Genomic DNA, 18,882 nt, shown 5'->3' on the forward strand with positions numbered 1-18,882 from the left:
AAAAAAGAATCCAAAATAAAAACACTTCCTTACCTGAATAAAAAACACCTCATAATTACAATACAAAAACAGGTACTAATACGCTACTCCAAAAAAAAAATCTTTAATACTTTAGACCCTACATCTATCCGCTAAAAAATACTCTGTTTAAGCCTGTTAAAGTAAGGTCAACTTAAATTATTCAGAGTGTAATTCCGAGCCTAAAAGCGAAATAATGGGAAGATAATTGGAAGTATCCAAATTAAAATGCAATACCTGCTATTCTTTAAAATAAATCGATGATTCATAAAACTACAAATTATGCTTAATTCTCCCGTACTAGATACTGCCATTGGTTTGGTTTTTATATATCTTTTATACAGTTTATTGGCCACTTCTGTAAATGAAGCCTTTTCTACCCTCTTCGGATTAAGAGCGAGAATGCTAAAAAAAGGTATCGTTGACAGTATGTTGTCTAACACCGAGCGCAAGGAATGGTTATGGCTCGAAACACTAAAGTCTTTTTTTGAAACTATACTGGAACCTTTTAAATTGATTTTGGGTTACAAACCCATTTCGAAAGAAAAACTGGGCGATAAATTTTATGAGCATCCCGTGATCAAAAATTACGGTTATAGCAATAGAAATTCGATTCCTTCCTACATCTCTAAAGAGAATTTTTCAACCATCTTAATTGAGGTTTTAAAAAAATACTATCAAGACCACGAAGCAGATGTCATTGCTTATGTCAAGGCGAAAAAAGTAAATGTAGATCTTAAAGATGCCCCAAGTATTATAAAAATATACTATCTGGTGGACTATTTACTTAGTCCTGCCGGTCAAGCTCTAATCGCTAATTTTAAAGCACAACATACTGATATTGACACCGAAACACTTGAAATACTACAGCTTTACTTACAGAAAAGTTATCAAAACCTCGAGACATTTACCAAGCAAATTGAAGATTGGTACGATGACAGTATGAATAGAATTGCCGGATGGTACAAAAAGCAAGTTCAATTTTGGTTGTTTAGTATCGGATTGGTTATTGCGATTTGCTTTAATGTTGATATTATTGAAATTGCCGGTAAAATAAGTACCGATAAAGATGCCAGAGACAAGTTGGTTGAATTAGCTATAAAAGAAGCCGACGGTTTAAAAGCAGCCGGCTATCAGCAAACCTCAACTGACACCGCAGCAACACCAAAGGCTAAACTTCCCAAAGATCCATTGGTACAATATAAAAGTCAGATTGACACAATAAAAAAACAATTGAATGGACAGATTAAAGAAGCCAATAATCTCTTGGCAATAGGGTGGGGCGATTATGGTTTAAAAAGAGACAGTACGTTGGTCTCGAAGGAATACGCTGGTGAACTCGCAAGCATAACAAAAGAACTTAAAGCTGATGTCACGCTAAAAGTTCCAAAAGACGCTACAAAATTTTATGCTCAAAAAGCACTACAACGTTTGTATGATGACCATTGGATTAAACTCAAAGCCTACTACGTATTGGAACAATCCACCAATGCAAGAAAACTTTTGGGCTTTCTGCTTCTCGCATTCGGTGTTTGTTTAGGAGCTCCGTTTTGGTTTGATTTATTACAGAAATTTATTAAAATCCGAGGAACAGGTAAAAAAGAAACCAGTGGAAATGGTTCCACAAACCCAACCCCGGAAACTCAACCTGTTCAGGTAACAGTGAACAGCAATACTAACCCTGAAGCAGTAGGATAGCCATGGACCGATATAAAGTAATAGTACCGCGACTTAACGTACGTAAAGCTCCGGTAGCCGATTTTAAAACACAAAATATCATTTCTCAGGTAACACAAGATATGATACTCGAATTAGAACCAGAAACCAATATACCAAACCCAGGTTTAGGAAAATGGTTAAAGGATAGTCTTGGACAATATTATTGGGCAAATGGCTTGGCAAAACTAAGTGCTGCACCTGCCGCTGCTACACCTAAGCCTACACCAGCACCAGCTCCTACACCACCAGCTCCCGCTCCTACATCTCCATCTACCGTAAGTTTAAAGGGGCTTCCGACAAATCTTCCTGCCAACTATCAATTAGGAGTTGATGTTTCGCATCATAATGCTAAACCGGATTGGGCTGGATTTGTTAAAGTCGGAGTTCGTTTTTCGTATATAAAACTATCCGAAGGTGTTGGAACTCCGGATGCAAAGGCAAAAGAAAATGCTCAAAATGCAGTAAGCAAAAACATCAAAATTGGTTACTATCATTTCTGTCGTCCTGATACCCGAAATGGAGGAACCGTTGTTTCTGATGCCACTGCAGAAGCCAATGAAGCACTCAATTTGATGAAAGCTTTACCCAAATCCAATTTAGCTTTAGTAATGGATTTGGAAGATCAGGCGAGCTGGGACACTCCTTTAAAACCAGCCGACTATATGCTGTGGATTAAAACCTTTGCTGCCATTATCCAAACGGGAATGAACGCAGGACCGATAATCTATAGCCGTAAAGAGTATCTGGACAGAAAGCTACCCAAAACACACACTTTAGGCAATCTGAAACTATGGATCTCTTATTATCCAGCACAACCAAACTGTCTAAAGGTTACAATACCTAATGGATGGACAGATTGGGCGATCTGGCAATATACCGAAAGCGGAGCTATTGGTCAGAATGCTAAGATCGACCTTAATATTTTAAAAGATAATTCGGTATTTATAAATCCTTAAAATTGAAAAAAATAGCAACTAAATATGCTATGGGTATAAAAAAATAATATTTCACTTACTTTTGTAAAATACTTATCTCTTTTTATGGTGTTGAAAATCTATTAGCAAAGAATCAGAAAACTTGTATCAATTAAATCGTAAGTAATCATGAAACCAATTATTTTTATCCCCGGTATTCAAGCCACCAGTTTAGTCAACAGCAATACTTTTGATTTCAATTATATCTGGAATGCTTATGACACTTTAAGTACTTCTATAGGTACAGCAATCACAGGACCTTATATTAAAGAATACCTGCAATTGAATCCGCTTTACGATCAGAGTATTGAATCCATTGTTGAACGCAATCATATTGCGCGGTTTCCTTATGAGAACAGTATACTTAAACTGAAAGCTAAGCTTAATGACAATCCGCTTTATAAAGATACACCCATCTATTTGTTTGGTTACGATTGGCGAATGTCGAATATGGAAAGTGCCAAAAGGCTCAAATTATATGTAGAATACCTTCGTAATAAATTAAAAGGCCAAAACATTGAAGGATTCCGATTTGTCACGCACAGCATGGGAGGATTAGTCTTAACCTGTTATTTGAATCTTTTAAAAGATGACTATTCCGGTATTGACAAAATCGTAATGAATGCTCCGCCATTTTTAGGTTCCCCTTATGCGATGGTGCATATGGTAAAAGGAGATGGTGGATTACGCAGCATCCTCAACTGGGCCATTGGCAGAAATGAAGACATGCGAAAAGTAATTCGCACCTATCCCGGAGTTTACGAATTGCTCCCGGTATACGCAAATGCCATGATCTACAAAGACGATAAACAACCCTTAAATCTTTTCGAAAAAAAATACTGGCAAAACAATATTTATGATGACATTGAAGAACTTTTCGATGCACGATTGGCGCTATTAAAAGAGTTTCATGGACCTACCGGCTCTAAAAACTTATCAGAATTGCCACAAGCCGTAAAAGATAAAATGGTAATTGTAGTAGGAGAAAAAGACAATACCTATACGCAATTATTGGTTGACAAAAAGAAGTTCACTACCAAAAACCTGGTGGATTTAGACTCTCTAAAAAAAGGAATTGATTCCGGAGACGGCACCGTACCTTTTAAAAGCTCGTCCATATATGCAAAGGACATTACTACACTGGCCGTGAAAAAAGAAAACTTTTTTGATGAAATCAGTAATAATTTAGATTTTCATGGTTTATTTTTGAAAGACAGCCGTGTACAAAACATCATAGAACGCTTTCTGAATACCGAAGATATAATCCCCGGTGGAATAAAAAATTGGTGGGAAGTACCCAATCACAGTGTTAGAAAAGTCTAAACTTGAAGAACATAAAAAAACGTTGTATCGGATTTGATCCAATACAACGTTTTTATTTTTATAATACTAACCAGACTTTCTTCAAGAAAATAAACGGTTATAGTGTTTTACTTTTTTATTTTCCCCAACTCAAGTAGCAGCTTCCAAATGTAAATCCGGCTCCAAATGCAGTAAGTAATAATCGATCTCCTGTTTTGAAATCATTTTTAAAATCCCATAAGCATAAAGGTATTGTAGCCGCTGTAGTGTTACCATAACGCTCAATATTTACCTTTACTTTTTCCATTGGTACATTTAAATTACTCGCTACAGCATTTATAATACGAATATTGGCCTGATGCGGGATCACCCAATCCACATCTGTCACGTCCAAAAGATTGCGCTCCAGGATTTCATTGCACGTATTTGTCATGCTTTCAATAGCATTCTTAAATACAGTTCTTCCGTCCTGTTTTACGAATTGTTCCCGATTCTCTAATGTACCATCGTGAAAAGGTTTAAGAGAACCTCCTCCTGAAACCGACAGAAATTCGCTGCCCGCTCCATTGGTTTTTAATACAAAATCCTTCAATCCATTGTTTTCAGAGGCTTCCAATAATACGGCACCTGCACCATCTCCAAACAATACACAGGTATTGCGGTCTGTATAATCGATAATCCTGCTCATGGTATCTACACCCACAACGATTACTTTTTTATGTCTCCCTGATTCTATTAATGCCGCAGCAGTTGATAAAGCATACAAGAAACCACTACACGCTCCGTTAAGGTCAAATCCCCAAGCATTTGTAAGTCCTGCTTTCTGACATACTACAGGTGCTGTAGGAGCCAGTAATTGATCCGGTGTTGCTGTTGCCAGCACCAAACAATCGATTTCTTCGGGATTAGTATCAGAATTTTCTAAAAGGTCTTTTATGGCCTCTGCAGCCATGTCTGAAGTTGCTTTTTCGGGATCAGTCAGTATACGTCTCTCTTGTATTCCTGTTCTTGATAAAATCCAGTCGTTTGAAGTATCGACCATTTTTTCAAGTTGATAATTATCCAGTACAGTGCTAGGAACATAGCCACCTACAGCCGTAATAGCTGCTAAATTATTTCTTGTCATTGCTAACGATTATTGAATTTTTTGTTGTAGAAATCTACAAATATAAAATTGCTCCTACCGTTTTTCTTGCGATTTTCAGAATTCATACATCCATTTCAGATAGGACAAAAACTTAATTTCAATATTGCCTTAAAAAAATAAAATAACTAATCTTTTCAAAAACTAGTTATTTATCCAAAAAAGCCAAATGCATTTTGCAAAGCCACCGGGAGAGCAACGCGTCCAAATTTACCAAAAAAAGTTGGTTTAGCTATCATTTTCATGACGTAATCCTCTAAAAAGAAATAGGCCGAATGTAAGACATTCAGCCTAATTCACTTACTATTGCTGGCATTCATCAAAAAACATAAAAAAAGTGTACCTCCTTTAAAATAACTAATATTTCATAAGACTTATATCGTTAAAAAAAAATAAAATTTAGTTGGTTTCAATCGTAAGGGAACTAACAAAAAATTAAAATTCCCAAAACGCACCCACTAAGTCAACTAAAAATCCCTGTTTTTAGCTTAAATTAAAGGCTACTATTAGTTCGAAACCTGACTAATACGAACAACATTTACCGGATCACTTAACAACTCGTCCGTCCTTTTTGCAAAGTTTTGAAAATGATCCGTTTGGATATGTGCTTCAAATGCTTCTTCATTTTTAAATTCTTCATTCATATAAAATGCCCCCGAACTTTCGTAATCTTCATAAAGTACATACTCCAGACATCCTTCTTCATTTCTGGTAGGTTCAATTAAAGCCAGTAAAGCTTCTTTCAACAATTGATTTTTACCCGATTTCGCTTTCAAAAAAGCGATCGCCTTAAATGTATTTTCCATACTCTTTATTCTTTAATTATTTTTAACACTGTAACTAAATCCACAAGTTTTACCTATACCTCATAAAAACGGATAATCTGTGTATCCTCTGGCACCCCCTCCTCCAAACAAAGTATGATTGTCTGAAATCACATTAAGAGGTGCATTCGTTAATACACGTTGTGGATAATCGGGATTCGTCAGAAACTTTCGACCAAATCCGATTAAATCTACCAAATCTTCAATTAGTAAAACCTCTCCCTCTTCAGGACTTTTGTTTCCCGTTGCGATTATGGTGTTTTTAAAATTGGCTCTTAACGCCTTTCTAAAATCATTGGGTATAACTGGCGCATCATCCCAATCTGCTTCACAAAGATGTATGTAGGCAATGTCTAATTTGTTTAATTCTTTGGCAGCGAGCATAATGGTTTCTAATATTTCCGGATCATTCATGTCTTTAAAACTAATAAAAGGAGAAAGTCTCACACCGGTTTTTTCCTTACCAATTGCTGCTACTATCGCCGCAGTTATTTCCACTAAAATACGGATTCTGTTTTCTTGCGATCCTCCATAAGCATCGGTTCTTTTGTTGCTGTTGCTTCTTAAAAACTGATCGATCAAATAACCGTTTGCACCGTGTATTTCAACACCGTCAAATCCGGCCAAAACAGCATTTTTTGCACCCTGTACAAATTCTTCTATAACACGATCAATATCGTTCTGAGACATCTCTTTTGGTTCTTCAACAGGAACAAAAGTGGCGTCACCGTTTGGAGCTCCGTCAAAAATATAGACATTGGTATCTTTCGCAATTACTCCTGATGGTCCGATCGGTTGCAAACCGTTTACTTTTGAACTCGATACTCGCCCAACATGCCACAACTGCAAAAATATCGTGCCTCCTTTTTCATGCACCGCATCTGTTGTCAGTTTCCAGCCATCGATTTGCTCCTTAGTATAAATACCTGGTGTTTTGGCATACCCCTTTCCTTGTAATGAAATCTGCGTAGCCTCGGTGATAATTAATCCTGCCGAGCTTCGTTGTTTATAATATTCGGCCATTAATGCATTAGGAATATCGCCGGGTTGCGTCGTTCTTGAACGGGTCATGGGAGCCATGAGAAAACGATTTTTAGTCTGTATTTTATCTCCTTTATACGTTTGGAATAGTTTCATTTCTTTCATTTAATATTTTTTTTAAATTTCTATTTATTTTATCCTAAAAGGGCTGTCCCTCCAAGCAGTCTGTCTATAAGCCCATAACAACAGATCAAACCAATTATACAATAACTAATCGCTACTAAAATCAAACATCCGAAAATGGAAGTCCAGTACGCTAAACCAATATTCAGATCTCTGTTTAGCGTATAAACAATTGTGATTTTTCGTCTAAGAATACTCCAAAACCAAACTAACAGTATCGATATTCCTATAAAAACCAAACTGATAACCACAAATCTAAATTCATAACGCCCTAAAATAAGGTCAATTACAAACACCAAACAAAGTAGTAGTGAACAAATCACAGCGAGGCCACTTGTTATTCTAAATATTTTCAACATCAAATTCCTTTAAAAATTCAACAGTCATAAAAATTAATTCTGTGCTTCCGGTATTCTCTAAATTATGGGTGAAAAAATTAACATCACTCAAATCCGAAAAATACTTTACGTCATTTACTTCATATTGTGTTTCCAGAACAGAACCGTCATTGTAATATGAAATTGATTTGCCTGCTGACAATGCCGTCCAGAAATAGCGTTTAGAATGCGTATGAAATGGCATGCTTTCTCCTGCCGGTAGATGTATGGTCCAGATCTTAAATTCATTATTCTCTAAAACCAACTGTTCACCAACCTTAAAATTGTCTGTAGCATTTTCCAGTTCCGAAATTTTCTCTGCTGTCCAAAAACTCCAATTCTCCGGCGGATTAATTAATGTAGCTATCATATTCTTCAAAAAAATTAGGTTTACAAATACTTCAATATTGGTTTCTTTTAATATTCAATAACAATTTTCCCAATCGTTTTTCCGCTTTCGAGCAACTTGTGAGCCTCCTTTAAATTCTCGGCCGTTAATCCTTTTAACGTTGTAGTTAATGTAGATTCTACCACACCTTCGTCTAATAAATCAGCAATGCGATTCAGAATATGATGTTGCTCAATCTTATCTGCAGTTTGAAACATGGATCTTGTATACATCAATTCCCAACTAAAACTCACACTCTTGTTTTTCAGCTTATTTAGCGCAACCGGTTCACTCGATCCCGTAATAGAAGCAATGTGCCCTTGCGGTTTTATAAGTTCAGCCATTACATCCCAATACATATTTGTATCTACGAAATCCAGAATAAAATCGACATACTCAAAACCCGCCTCACGTACCTCTTTCACTAAATCAAAATGATTCACCACTACATCAGCGCCCATTTTCTTGCACCAATTAATAGTCTCCGGTCGTGAAGCAGTTGCAATTACTTTAAGGCCTGCTATTTTTTTGGCCAACTGAATCGCAACAGACCCGACACCACCGGCACCGCCAATGATTAAAACACTTTTGCCTTTATCTTTTTCGGGACTAATCCGAATGCGATCAAAAAGAATTTCCCAGGCAGTAAGAGATGTTAACGGCATTGCAGCTGCCTGCGAAATAGTAGTTGTTTTTGGAGCAAATCCAACAATGTTTTCATCTACCAATTGATACTCCGCATTAGAACCTGATCGCGTAATATCTCCTGCATAAAAAACAGCATCTCCCACTTTAAAAAGCGAAACCTTTTCTCCTATGGCTTCTACAATACCAACGGCATCCCAGCCAATCACTTTAGGATCCGTCAAAACAGTATCTTTTGCTGCACTTTGTCGAATCTTAAAATCCACCGGATTTACCGAGATTGCCTGTATTTTAACCAAAAGATCCGTTCCCTTCGCTTCCGGTATTTGACTTTCAAATTCAATAAAACTTTCCTCATGATCTACCGGGAAAGACGTTCTAAATCCTATTGCTTTCATATTTTTACTACTTTAAAATTAATGTTATAAATAAAATGCTTTACTAAACCGATTCGTTAAAGACTCCTTCTAAGAGAACTCCCGTCGGTGTTCTGAAAAAAATGCGTCTCTCGTTTAGCTCCTCAATATCCATTAGGGAATAAGGAATTTTTAGTCTTTCTAGTTTTTTCTTAAATGCTGTATAGTTTTCTAATTTAAAACCAACATGATCAATTGTTTCTGATGTATGATCCAAATGATTTCCAAAACTTTTTATCACATGTATAATGGGATCATTTCCATCAAACAACCAAAATCCGGGTATGTGCTGTATCATTTTCGGGCGCTCTTTTTCAACAAGATCAAAAACACCAATTAAAAATAATTTAGTGGCTTCCAAGTCACCCGTTCTTATCGTTACATGGTCGAGTTGCATACTACGCTAATTAATTGTTGTATTTTTCCTCCGAATTATCAATGGGAGTATTCGGATCGTTTTGTACCAATCTGGCAATAGCATCCTTACGCATGTAAACAACACCTGTTTTAGTTCTGGTATACTTTATAAATTGCTCCATTGCATTGACAACTGCCGGTGATCCTCCAATACGATCATGAAAACTAATCGACATCATTCTTCGTTTTGTTGCGCCTTCTTTATAAAGTTCATCAAACTCTAATTTTAACTGATTTAAAAATTGATCCGGACTCCAATGTTTGCCTTCAATATTTACGATATCATTATTACGAAGCGTATACGGAATCACTACAAATTTTTTCCCGTTCACCATTGTGATAAAAGGTTCATCACGGCTCAAATCATCAATATGGTATAAAAAACCCAACTCCTGAAGTACTTTTAATGTATTAGGACCTCTTCTTAACCAGTTACTATTGTACCCCACTCCTCTTTTTCCTGTAATAGCTTCCACGGTATCAATTCCGTCTTTAATAAACTTTAATTCCTCGTTGTAGGTCTTATTCCATTGATTGTCCCACGTCATACCGTGTGCTGCTATTTCATGACCCTGATCAGCAATTGCTTTTGCTACCTCCGGATATTTAACGGCAGCCTGTCCAACTACATGTGAGGTGACCTTAATATCGTATTTTTTCCATAAATCAAGCATGCGATACACCCCTTCTTTCGCTCCATAACGAAACCAGCTGCCTGCTGCTAAATCAGGTTGTCCTTTGGGTAGCGGATTTCCCGAAAATGGACTTTCTGCGCCTTCTGGTTGTCCTCCGGTTTCAAACTGCATAGATACTGATACCACCAACTGAGCACCATTGGGCCAATGACTTTTTGATAACGCTGTTGAATCCTTAGCCCTCTTACAAGATACCAATAACATCATTAGTATCAACAAGCTAACTATTGCTGTATATTTTTTCATTTTTAATTTGTTTTAATTAATAGATCAAAATTACAAAGTCTCTTGGTGGTATCAAGGTATAAATCTATTGTTGTTTTGTAAAAATCAATTCTATTGTGAAGTGGTTTTCTTTAAGGCTTTTTGAATCCTTTTAGAAAGTAATGTTATCGATTTGGGTACTGGTTATGAGTTTCAGGTTTCAGGTTTCAAGTTTCGAGTTTCGAGTTTCAGGTTGCTGCTTACTGGTTTCAGATTACTGCTTATTGGTTTCATGGTATTACTACTGTTTTTGGGATCATCACAATTCTGTCATTTCGAGCGAAGTCGAGAAATCACACACGCTGATCCGTTTCTATCTTCCGCAATTTTGTCATACTGAAGAACGAAGTATCTTCACAAGTAATTCCGTAAAGTGAAGCTCAACAATATGGATTCAGCAAACGTAGATCCTTCGTTCCTCAGGATGACAAACTGTATGGAGTTTTTTGCTTGATTACGCCTCCTCAGGATGACAAACTGTACGGAGTTTCTTGTGTGATTTCTCATTCTTCGAAATGACAAACTACACCGTATGTTTTACCCTTTTCGAGTTTCAGTATTCAGGTTTCAAGTTTCGGGCTATTACTTACTGTTTTTGAGGTCACCACAATTCTATCATTTCGAGCGAAGTCGAGAAATCACATAAGCTGATCCGTTTCTATTATCCACAATTTTGTCATACTGAGGAACGAAGTATCTTCACAAGTAATTCTGTAAAATGAAGTTCAGCGGTATGGATTCAGCAAACGTAGATCCTTCGTTCCTCAGGATGACAAACTGTATGGAGTTTCTTGCTTGATTACGCCTCTTCAGGATGACAAACTGTGTGGAGTTTCTTGCTTGATTACGCCTCCTCATGATGACAAACTGTGCGGAGTTTCTTGTGTGATTTCTCATTCTTCGAAATGACAAACTACACCATATGTTTTACCTTTTTCGAGTTTCAGTATTCAGGTTTCAAGTTTCGGACTATTACTTACTGGTTTTGGGATCATCACAATTCTGTCATTTCGAGCGAAGTCGAGAAATCACACAAGCTGCTCCGCTTCTATTTTCCGCAATTTTGTCATACTGAGGAACGAAGTATCTTCACAAGTAATTCCGTAAAGTGAAGTTCAGCTGTATGGAGTTTCTGATTTCATAGTATTACTTACTGGTTTTAAGGTCACCACAATTCTGTCATCCTATGTTTTACCCTTTTCGGGTTTCAGGATTCAGGTTTCAAGTTTCGGACTATTACTTACTGTTTTTGGGGTCACCACAATTCTGTCATTTCGAGCGAAGTCGAGAAATCACACACGCTGATCCATTTCTATCTTCCGCAATTTTGTCATCCTGAGGAACGAAGTATCTTCACAAGTAATTCCGTAAAGTGAAGCTCAGTAGTATGGATTCAGCAAACGTAGATCCTTCGTTCTTTAGGATGGCAAATTGTATGGAGTTTCTTGCTTGATTACGCCTCCTCAGCATGACAAACTGTGCGGAGTTTCTTGTGTGATTTCTCATTCTTCGAAATGACAAACTACACCGTATGTTTTACCCTTTTCGAGTTTCAAGTTTCGGACTATTACTTACTGTTTTTGGGATCATCACAATTCTGTCATTTCGAGCGAAGTCGAGAAATCACACACGCTGATCCGTTTCTATTATCCGCAATTTTGTCATACTGAGGAACGAAGTATCTTCACGAGTAATTCCGTAAAGTGAAGTTCAGCGGTATGGATTCAGCAAACGTAGATCCTTCGTTCCTCAGTATGACAAACTGTATGGAGTATCTTGCTTGATTACGCCTCCTCAGCATGACAAACTGTGTGGAGTTTCTTGTGTGATTTCTCATTCTTCGAAATGACAAACTACACTGTATGTTTTACCCTTTTCGAGTTTCAGTATTCAGGTTTCAAGTTTCGGACTATTACTTACTGTTTTTGGGATCATCACAATTCTGTCATTTCGAAGAATGAGAAATCACACAAGCCGATCCGTTTCTATTATCCGCAATTTTGTCATACTGAGGAACGAAGTATCTTCACTAGTAATTCCGTAAAGTGAATTTCAGCAGTATGGATTCAGTAAACGTAGATCCTTCGTTCCTCAGGATGACAAACTGTATGGAGTTTCAGGTTTCATGGTATTACTTACTGTTTTTTAGGTCATCACAATTCTGTCATTTCGAGCGAAGTCGAGAAATCACACAAGCTGCTCCGCTTCTATTTTCCACAATTTTGTCATACTGAGGAACGAAGTATCTTCACAAGTAATTCCGTAAAGTGAAGTTCAACAGTATGGATTCAACAAACGTAGATCCTTCGTTCCTCAGGATGACAAACTGTATGGATTTTCTTGCTTGATTACGCCTCCTCAGGATGACAAACTGTGCGGAGTTTCTGGTGTGATTTCTCGACTTCGCTCGAAATAACAAAATGTTGTGGGGAACTATCTAGAGCACTTTTTTAACCTTTTTCTTCTAAGAAGACGATCCTGAGTTTTTATAGGCAATTCCGGGGCTTATGCCTCTGTACTTTTTATATATTTTATTGAAGTGGCTGGCATCTGTAAAGCCTAATTTAGAGGCTATTTCATTGATATTAAGCCGACTGTTTTTTAGCAATTGATCTGCCAACTTGAGTTTCGTTTGTATAATATGTTGCTGAATTGAAACGCCGCTATGTTTCTTTATATAAATACTGATATAGTTTGGAGACATTGCAAAATTAGAGGCTATATTTTCGATACGCATTTTTTCTATATCAAGTGCATACAATCTCATATACCCCAAAATTTGATTTACTCTGTCCAATTCTATATTCTCGGGGCATTGTTCCCCATATTGTGATGTTGCATGACTTCTTGCCACTATCATCAGTATTGCCCCAAAAAGTTCTACTACCACTTCACGACTGTAAGTGCATGTTTTTGTGAATTCAACTAACAAAATCTGGAGTAAGTAACCCAAATGTTTTTTGTCCTGAACCTCATTTACCAAACTGCCGGAAACAGCTGATACATTTTGCAGCAACGTTTTAATAACTTCCATCCACTTTGCTGTTTTTCCGCCTTCTAGTTTTTCAACAAAAAGTTGCTCCGTGAATTTTACAAATATAAAATGTGTCTGTTCCGTGATCGTGAAATAATGTCCATCTTCGGGTCGAAGCAAAAAAACATCTCCTTCTTTAAAACTAAAAGATACCTCATTGACTATATGATAACCACTTCCTTTTTCAACAAAAATCAATTCATAAAAATTATGTTTATGAGTAGGAAATTCCCATCGATCTAATTCAAGTCGGAACACATTTAAAGAATAATAACTGTTAAAACGCTTCATATGGATACAATAATTATTTACAAAAGTAGAATGAATTTTTACAACAACTTCCTTGTCTTAGCAAAAATCTTTATTCCATATACTTCTCTGGCCCATAGACATTTATAACACCAGCTGATAAAATTATTCAAATTGCAGCAAATCATTAGACTTTTTTATTCCAAATCCCTTTATCATTGCTGCTATTTGTCCTTTCCATTGCAAATAAAAATTCGGATTTGAATAACCGTCGGTTTTGTCCTAAACCTTAATAGTACCATTTTTGGCTAAAGCCCAACATCATTAGGATTGACAAAAAAATCTCAAGCAAATTTTAGCGGATTGAAATAAAAAAATCCGCAGAATCTGTCTGAAAAAATAACTTAACTTAATGACATTTGGCTAAAACTTGAAGCAATACCCTTTTAAATCTGTTGTTTAAAACCAAGGACTATTTAAAAATAACCTATCAAATAATTTAAAAAACTATATTACCTCAATGCACTACAGGTTTCTTTAATTTTTTTTCCAATTGCCGTGTAAAGTAAATAGTGAAAACAAACAAGCGATTGAGAAAAGAATTACTTCTATTCAACAATCGCTTATCACTCTAATTTTCAAAATGTCTTGTATAAACCTTATATCAAATAAATCACAAACATCAATATACAGTCCTGGTTCAAATTAGAGTTCTCTTTTTCCTTTTAGAGGTATTTAGATTATAATTACGTTTCTAAAAATAACATCCAAATAACTGCTTTTAAATTAAGTGTGTACTAATTCCAGCTCACCACTGCCCAAGTAGATCCATCAGCTATTACGGTTACTGCTTTAGGATAGTTCAATGTTGTAAAAATACCACCATCATATGTAACTGCGGCACTAAATGTTAAAGTTGTCCCTTGATCACTTTTCTTAATTGTTAACTTTTTACCTTGATTAGTAGTCGTAACAGCAGGTAATGTCAAGGTCATATTTCCGGTACACACCACAAATTCATCTGTACTGACAACGGTGTAATTGGCACTTACTTTTCTCAACGCAGCAAGAAGATTTGCTTTTTTATCTAACTCTACTTTAAGACCTGCCGGATGAACCGCCTTTGTCGTTTCTGTTCCAGTTGTCGTTTCTGCCGCATTAGCCAACTGAACTTTACCCGCTTTTGATTCTGTTGAAGCAACAACACTAGGAGAATCCGCTGAACCTAATAAATCACCCGCTAATTGAATCTTTCCTTTTACTAAAGTTGTTGCATCGGGTGTAGCATTACTCACCGCTGTACTTACAAAAGCTGTTGTGGCTATAGAAGTGTCATTATCAGCTGCTGCTGCTGTCACTGCTTTTGCATCACCTATAAATGTTGGGGTATCTATGGGGGCTTTTTTATCTAATTCTACTTTCAAACCTGCAGGATGTACTGCTTTTGTCTTGTCTGTTCCTGTAGTAGTTTCTGCTTCTGTGGCCAACTGAACTTTACCCGCTTTTGATTCTGTTGAAGCAACAACACTAGGAGAATCCGCTGAACCTAATAAATCACCCGCTAATTGAATCTTTCCTTTTACTAAAGTTGTTGCATCGGGTGTAGCATTACTCACCGCTGTACTTACAAAAGCTGTTGTGGCTATAGAAGTGTCATTATCGCCAGCTGCCGCTGTTTCTGCTTTAGCATCACCTGTAAATGTTGGGTCCGCTATAGTTGCTTTTAGATCTAATGCTTCTTTCAAACCTTTTGGATGAACTGCTTTTGTAGCTAATGTTCCAGCTTTAGTTTCTGCAGCCGTAGCCAATTGAACTTTACCCAATACTGTTTCTGTTGCATCAGCGACATTAGCTGTTGCGGATTTCCAAACGATATTACCATTTGCATCTGCTGCAGTTGCAACCTGACCTATTAATGGGGCAACACCATCTGTACCTTTGCCAATGGCTAATGAGGTTAATGTGGTTTTACCTGTTGCATCATCAATAGAAAAAGCATCACCGACGGTTTGACTCCAAATATTCAATTTCCCATTATTTTTATAAAAATAAAAAATATTGGTATTAGTCGTAGTTCTATCTTTCATCCCGATCTGATTATTTGCTGTAATCACGTTTGCATTAGTAATATCATGATTTCCCATATTCAAATCTCCAGTCATAGTACCTCCCGAAAGATCTAGTTTTCCACCTAACGAAGGTGCGTCCCTCCAAACGACATCACCATCTGCATTCTTTGCAGTTGCAATCTGGCCTGCTACTGGGGCAGTAAGATTATCTGAACCATATGAAATGGTTAATCTGCTTAATGTGGTTTTGCCAGTAGTAGCGTTTATAGAAAAATTATTTTCTTTACTTTGTTGATTGTAAATCTTAAAATTATTTGAATTATAGCTTAAGCTAAAAAAACCTCTAGGAAGGGATTCTGAAGGATCTTCGAAGTAAAGGGTACCTACATTACTAATATTTTTTAATCCCATACTCAAATCTCCGGTCATAGTGCCTCCCAAAAGATTTAGTTTTTTATCTAATTCTACTTTCAAACCTTTTGGGTGTACTGCTTTTGAAGCTAATGTTCCCGCAGTAGTTTCTGCTTCACTAGCCAGCTGAACTTTACCCGCTTTTGATTCTGTTGAAGCAACAACACTAGGAGAATCCGCTGAACCTAATAAATCACCCGCTAATTGAATCTTTCCTTTTACTAAAGTTGTTGCATCGGGTGTCGCATTACTCACTGCTGTACTTACAAAAGCTGTTGTGGCTATAGAAGTATCATTATCAGCAGCTGCTGCTGTCACTGCTTTAGCATCACCTGTAAATGTTGGGGCAGCTATAGGTGCTTTTTTATCTAATTCTACTTTCAAACCTTTTGGGTGTACTGCTTTTGAATCTAATGTTCCTTCAGTGGTTTCTGTTTCGTTAGCCAACTGAACTTTACCCGCTTTCGATTCTGTTGAAGCAACAACAGTAGGGGAAGCCGCTGAACCGGATAAATCTCCCGCCAATTGAATCTTTCCTTTTACTGTAGTGGTTGCATCGGGTGTTGTCTCTGGAGTCCTCCAAACTACATGACCATCTGTATCTTCTGCAGTTGCAACCTGACCCTTTAATGGTGCAAGATTGTCTGTGCCACCAGCAATTAATAATGACGTTACTTCTGTAGTTCCAGTTAATTCATAAATACGCATGAAATCTGTGTCCTTCCTAGAATTATAAATGTGAAAATATCCACTGTCTTTATATAAAGAAACATATGTCTTAATAGTAGGGAAATTATCCTTAAGAACAAGATTAGATATGTTGTTAATATTCTTTTTTCCCATATCCAAATCTCCGGTCATAGTGCCACCCAAAAGATTTAGTTTTTTATCTAATTCTACTTTCAAACCTTTTGGGTGTACTGCTTTTGAAGCTAATGTTCCCGTAGTGGTTTCTGCTTCATTAGCCAACTGAACTTTACCCGCTTTCGATTCTGTTGAAGCAACAACACTAGGAGAATCCGCTGTACCTAATAAATCACCCGCTAATTGAATCTTTCCTTTTACTAAAGTTGTTGCGTCGGGCGTCGCATTACTCACTGCTGTACTTACAAAAGCTGTTGTGGCTATAGAAGTGTCATTATCAGCTGCTGCTGCTGTTACTGCTTTTGCATCTCCTGTAAATGTTGGGTCTGCTATAGGTGCTTTCGTATCGACATATTGTTTAGTAGCTGCACCTAAATCCGCAGTCGGATCTGCTGATAAGGTCAACAATCCTGTCATGGTAGCTCCGGAAAGCGGTATGTATTGACCACTGGCCGAAGTACTGTACCAAGCTGTTCCATTCCATACTTCCAACGTATTTGTTGTAATATTATAAATAATCAAACCAACGGCACGCGAAACAATAGCATCTCGCTGAATCGTTGTCATTCGTGGAGCTAAAAAACCCTTTGATGTTGATTCTAATTCCAAAACAGCGCTTGGACTCAATGCAAAAGGATTATCTCCAATCTTTTGGACTACCTGACTGCTCACAGACTCCGTAGCCAAGGCAAGCAATAATATACTTCCAACTTTAAGAATATTTTTATTCATAATAAATTATTTTTTATTGACTAAAATGATTTAGGATACTGATCTGTTTTACCTATTAATAATCTAAAATTATTTTTATATTTCATTTGTTAGCCCAATTTAATTCGAGTTATTTTAAATTATGACAGTACTAATTCCAACCTGCCACAGTCCAATTTGATCCATCTGAAATTAGAGTTATTACTTTAGAATAATTTATTGTTGTAAATGATTTCAGTACGCGCATATCATCAAAATAGTAAACTGCGGCACTAAAGGTTAAAGTACCCTCACCTGTTTTGCAAATTTTAAGCGTTTTGTTTTTGTTAAGTGCAACATCTGGCAATGTCATTGTCACATTTCCACCAGCATATATAACTTCATCTGCGCTGGATGTATAACTATTATTTAATGCCGTTTTAACTACAATAACGTTCGCTTTTTTATCTAATTCTACTTTCAAACCTTTTGGGTGCACTGCTTTTGTCTTGTCTGTTCCTGTGGTGGTTTCTGCTTCTGTAGCCAATTGAACTTTACCCGCTTTTGATTCTGTTGAAGCAACAACACTTGGCAAATCTGCTGTACCCAATAAATCACCCGCTAATTGAATCTTTCCTTTTACTAAAGTTGTTGCATCGGGTGTCGCATTACTCACTGCTGTACTTACAAAAGCTGTTGTGGCTATAGAAGCGTCATTATCAGCTGCTGCTGCTGTCACTGCTTTTGCATCTCCTGTAAATGTTGGGTCTGCTATAGGTGCTTTTAGATCTAATGCTTCTTTCAAACCTTTTGGATGAACTGCTTTTGTTTCTAATGTTCCAGCTTTAGTTTCTGCAGCATTAGCCAACTGAACTTTACCCGCTTTCGATTCTGTTGAAGCAACAACACTAGGAGAATCCGCTGAACCTAATAAATCGCCCGCTAATTGAATCTTTCCTTTTACTAAAGTTGTTGCGTCGGGTGTCGCATTACTCACTGCTGTACTTACAAAAGCTGTTGTGGCTATAGAAGTATCATTATCGGCTGCTGCTGCTGTCTCTGCTTTTGCGTCTCCTGTAAATTTTGGATCCGCTATAGGTGCTTTTAGATCTAATGCTTCTTTCAAACCTTTTGGATGAACTGCTTTTGTTTCTAATGTTCCAGCTTTAGTTTCTGCAGCATTAGCCAACTGAACTTTACCCGCTTTCGATTCTGTTG

14 protein-coding genes are annotated in these 18,882 nt (G+C 37.0%); 3 read left to right on the forward strand and 11 right to left on the reverse strand.

Annotated elements, in window-relative coordinates:
- Positions 1 to 300 precede the first annotated feature (300 nt).
- From ACHRV5_RS03690 to ACHRV5_RS03700, 3 genes are all read left to right on the forward strand, one after another.
- Positions 301 to 1,716: a hypothetical protein gene (locus ACHRV5_RS03690; RefSeq protein ID WP_395425820.1), complete on the forward strand. Its 1,416-nt coding sequence runs from the start codon at positions 301 to 303 to the stop codon at positions 1,714 to 1,716.
- Between the two features lie 2 nt (positions 1,717 to 1,718).
- A complete protein-coding gene (locus ACHRV5_RS03695) occupies positions 1,719 to 2,693 on the forward strand; it encodes a glycoside hydrolase family 25 protein (protein ID WP_395425821.1) in 975 nt (324 codons plus the stop codon).
- 147 nt (positions 2,694 to 2,840) lie between these two features.
- Positions 2,841 to 4,034: a hypothetical protein gene (locus tag ACHRV5_RS03700; protein WP_047778866.1), complete on the forward strand. Its 1,194-nt coding sequence runs from the start codon at positions 2,841 to 2,843 to the stop codon at positions 4,032 to 4,034.
- Between the two features lie 115 nt (positions 4,035 to 4,149).
- On the opposite strand, the gene ACHRV5_RS03705 is transcribed toward ACHRV5_RS03700, so the two are convergent.
- The 11 genes from ACHRV5_RS03705 to ACHRV5_RS03755 all read right to left on the reverse strand — a co-directional run.
- Positions 4,150 to 5,139, reverse strand: coding sequence for a beta-ketoacyl-ACP synthase III (locus ACHRV5_RS03705; protein ID WP_047778867.1), 990 nt, complete (start codon positions 5,137 to 5,139; stop codon positions 4,150 to 4,152).
- A 524-nt stretch (positions 5,140 to 5,663) separates the two neighbouring features.
- Positions 5,664 to 5,963, reverse strand: a complete 300-nt coding sequence (locus ACHRV5_RS03710; RefSeq protein ID WP_395425822.1) for a putative quinol monooxygenase — start codon at positions 5,961 to 5,963, stop codon at positions 5,664 to 5,666.
- A 60-nt stretch (positions 5,964 to 6,023) separates the two neighbouring features.
- Complete coding sequence (locus ACHRV5_RS03715; RefSeq protein ID WP_395425823.1) at positions 6,024 to 7,127, reverse strand: alkene reductase; 1,104 nt, start codon at positions 7,125 to 7,127, stop codon at positions 6,024 to 6,026.
- Between the two features lie 29 nt (positions 7,128 to 7,156).
- Entirely contained in the window at positions 7,157 to 7,504 is a 348-nt protein-coding gene (locus ACHRV5_RS03720; RefSeq protein ID WP_395425824.1) for a hypothetical protein, read from the reverse strand.
- The gene (locus ACHRV5_RS03725) at positions 7,488 to 7,892 is read right to left on the reverse strand and encodes a hypothetical protein (RefSeq protein WP_395425825.1); all 405 of its coding nucleotides are present in this window, start codon (positions 7,890 to 7,892) and stop codon (positions 7,488 to 7,490) included. Before ACHRV5_RS03725 ends, ACHRV5_RS03720 begins: the two co-directional genes overlap by 17 nt.
- 47 nt (positions 7,893 to 7,939) lie before the next feature.
- A complete protein-coding gene (locus tag ACHRV5_RS03730) occupies positions 7,940 to 8,953 on the reverse strand; it encodes a zinc-binding alcohol dehydrogenase family protein (protein WP_395425826.1) in 1,014 nt (337 codons plus the stop codon).
- 43 nt (positions 8,954 to 8,996) lie between these two features.
- Positions 8,997 to 9,368, reverse strand: coding sequence for a VOC family protein (locus ACHRV5_RS03735; protein ID WP_395425827.1), 372 nt, complete (start codon positions 9,366 to 9,368; stop codon positions 8,997 to 8,999).
- 10 nt (positions 9,369 to 9,378) lie between these two features.
- On the reverse strand, positions 9,379 to 10,329 hold the full coding sequence (locus ACHRV5_RS03740) for a polysaccharide deacetylase family protein (RefSeq protein ID WP_395425828.1): 951 nt from the start codon (positions 10,327 to 10,329) through the stop codon (positions 9,379 to 9,381).
- A 2,482-nt stretch (positions 10,330 to 12,811) separates the two neighbouring features.
- The gene (locus ACHRV5_RS03745; protein ID WP_395425829.1) at positions 12,812 to 13,672 is read right to left on the reverse strand and encodes a helix-turn-helix domain-containing protein; all 861 of its coding nucleotides are present in this window, start codon (positions 13,670 to 13,672) and stop codon (positions 12,812 to 12,814) included.
- 755 nt (positions 13,673 to 14,427) lie between these two features.
- The gene (locus ACHRV5_RS03750) at positions 14,428 to 17,706 is read right to left on the reverse strand and encodes a hypothetical protein (RefSeq protein ID WP_395425830.1); all 3,279 of its coding nucleotides are present in this window, start codon (positions 17,704 to 17,706) and stop codon (positions 14,428 to 14,430) included.
- 130 nt (positions 17,707 to 17,836) lie between these two features.
- The coding region (locus ACHRV5_RS03755) for a hypothetical protein (protein ID WP_395425831.1) at positions 17,837 to 18,882 on the reverse strand (1,046 nt) is incomplete at its 5' end.

The sequence above is a fragment of the Flavobacterium sp. FlaQc-52 genome (assembly GCF_044007495.1).
Lineage (GTDB): Bacteria > Bacteroidota > Bacteroidia > Flavobacteriales > Flavobacteriaceae > Flavobacterium > Flavobacterium cupriresistens.

Coding starts and splice junctions, on each gene's coding strand:
- ACHRV5_RS03730 (WP_395425826.1), bottom strand. CDS start 8,953: ATGAAAGCAATAGGATTTAGAACGTCTTTCCCGGTAGATCATGAGGAA.
- ACHRV5_RS03700 (WP_047778866.1), top strand. CDS start 2,841: ATGAAACCAATTATTTTTATCCCCGGTATTCAAGCCACCAGTTTAGTC.
- ACHRV5_RS03720 (WP_395425824.1), bottom strand. CDS start 7,504: ATGTTGAAAATATTTAGAATAACAAGTGGCCTCGCTGTGATTTGTTCA.
- ACHRV5_RS03745 (WP_395425829.1), bottom strand. CDS start 13,672: ATGAAGCGTTTTAACAGTTATTATTCTTTAAATGTGTTCCGACTTGAA.
- ACHRV5_RS03715 (WP_395425823.1), bottom strand. CDS start 7,127: ATGAAAGAAATGAAACTATTCCAAACGTATAAAGGAGATAAAATACAG.
- ACHRV5_RS03695 (WP_395425821.1), top strand. CDS start 1,719: ATGGACCGATATAAAGTAATAGTACCGCGACTTAACGTACGTAAAGCT.
- ACHRV5_RS03735 (WP_395425827.1), bottom strand. CDS start 9,368: ATGCAACTCGACCATGTAACGATAAGAACGGGTGACTTGGAAGCCACT.
- ACHRV5_RS03750 (WP_395425830.1), bottom strand. CDS start 17,706: ATGAATAAAAATATTCTTAAAGTTGGAAGTATATTATTGCTTGCCTTG.
- ACHRV5_RS03690 (WP_395425820.1), top strand. CDS start 301: ATGCTTAATTCTCCCGTACTAGATACTGCCATTGGTTTGGTTTTTATA.
- ACHRV5_RS03710 (WP_395425822.1), bottom strand. CDS start 5,963: ATGGAAAATACATTTAAGGCGATCGCTTTTTTGAAAGCGAAATCGGGT.
- ACHRV5_RS03725 (WP_395425825.1), bottom strand. CDS start 7,892: ATGATAGCTACATTAATTAATCCGCCGGAGAATTGGAGTTTTTGGACA.
- ACHRV5_RS03740 (WP_395425828.1), bottom strand. CDS start 10,329: ATGAAAAAATATACAGCAATAGTTAGCTTGTTGATACTAATGATGTTA.
- ACHRV5_RS03705 (WP_047778867.1), bottom strand. CDS start 5,139: ATGACAAGAAATAATTTAGCAGCTATTACGGCTGTAGGTGGCTATGTT.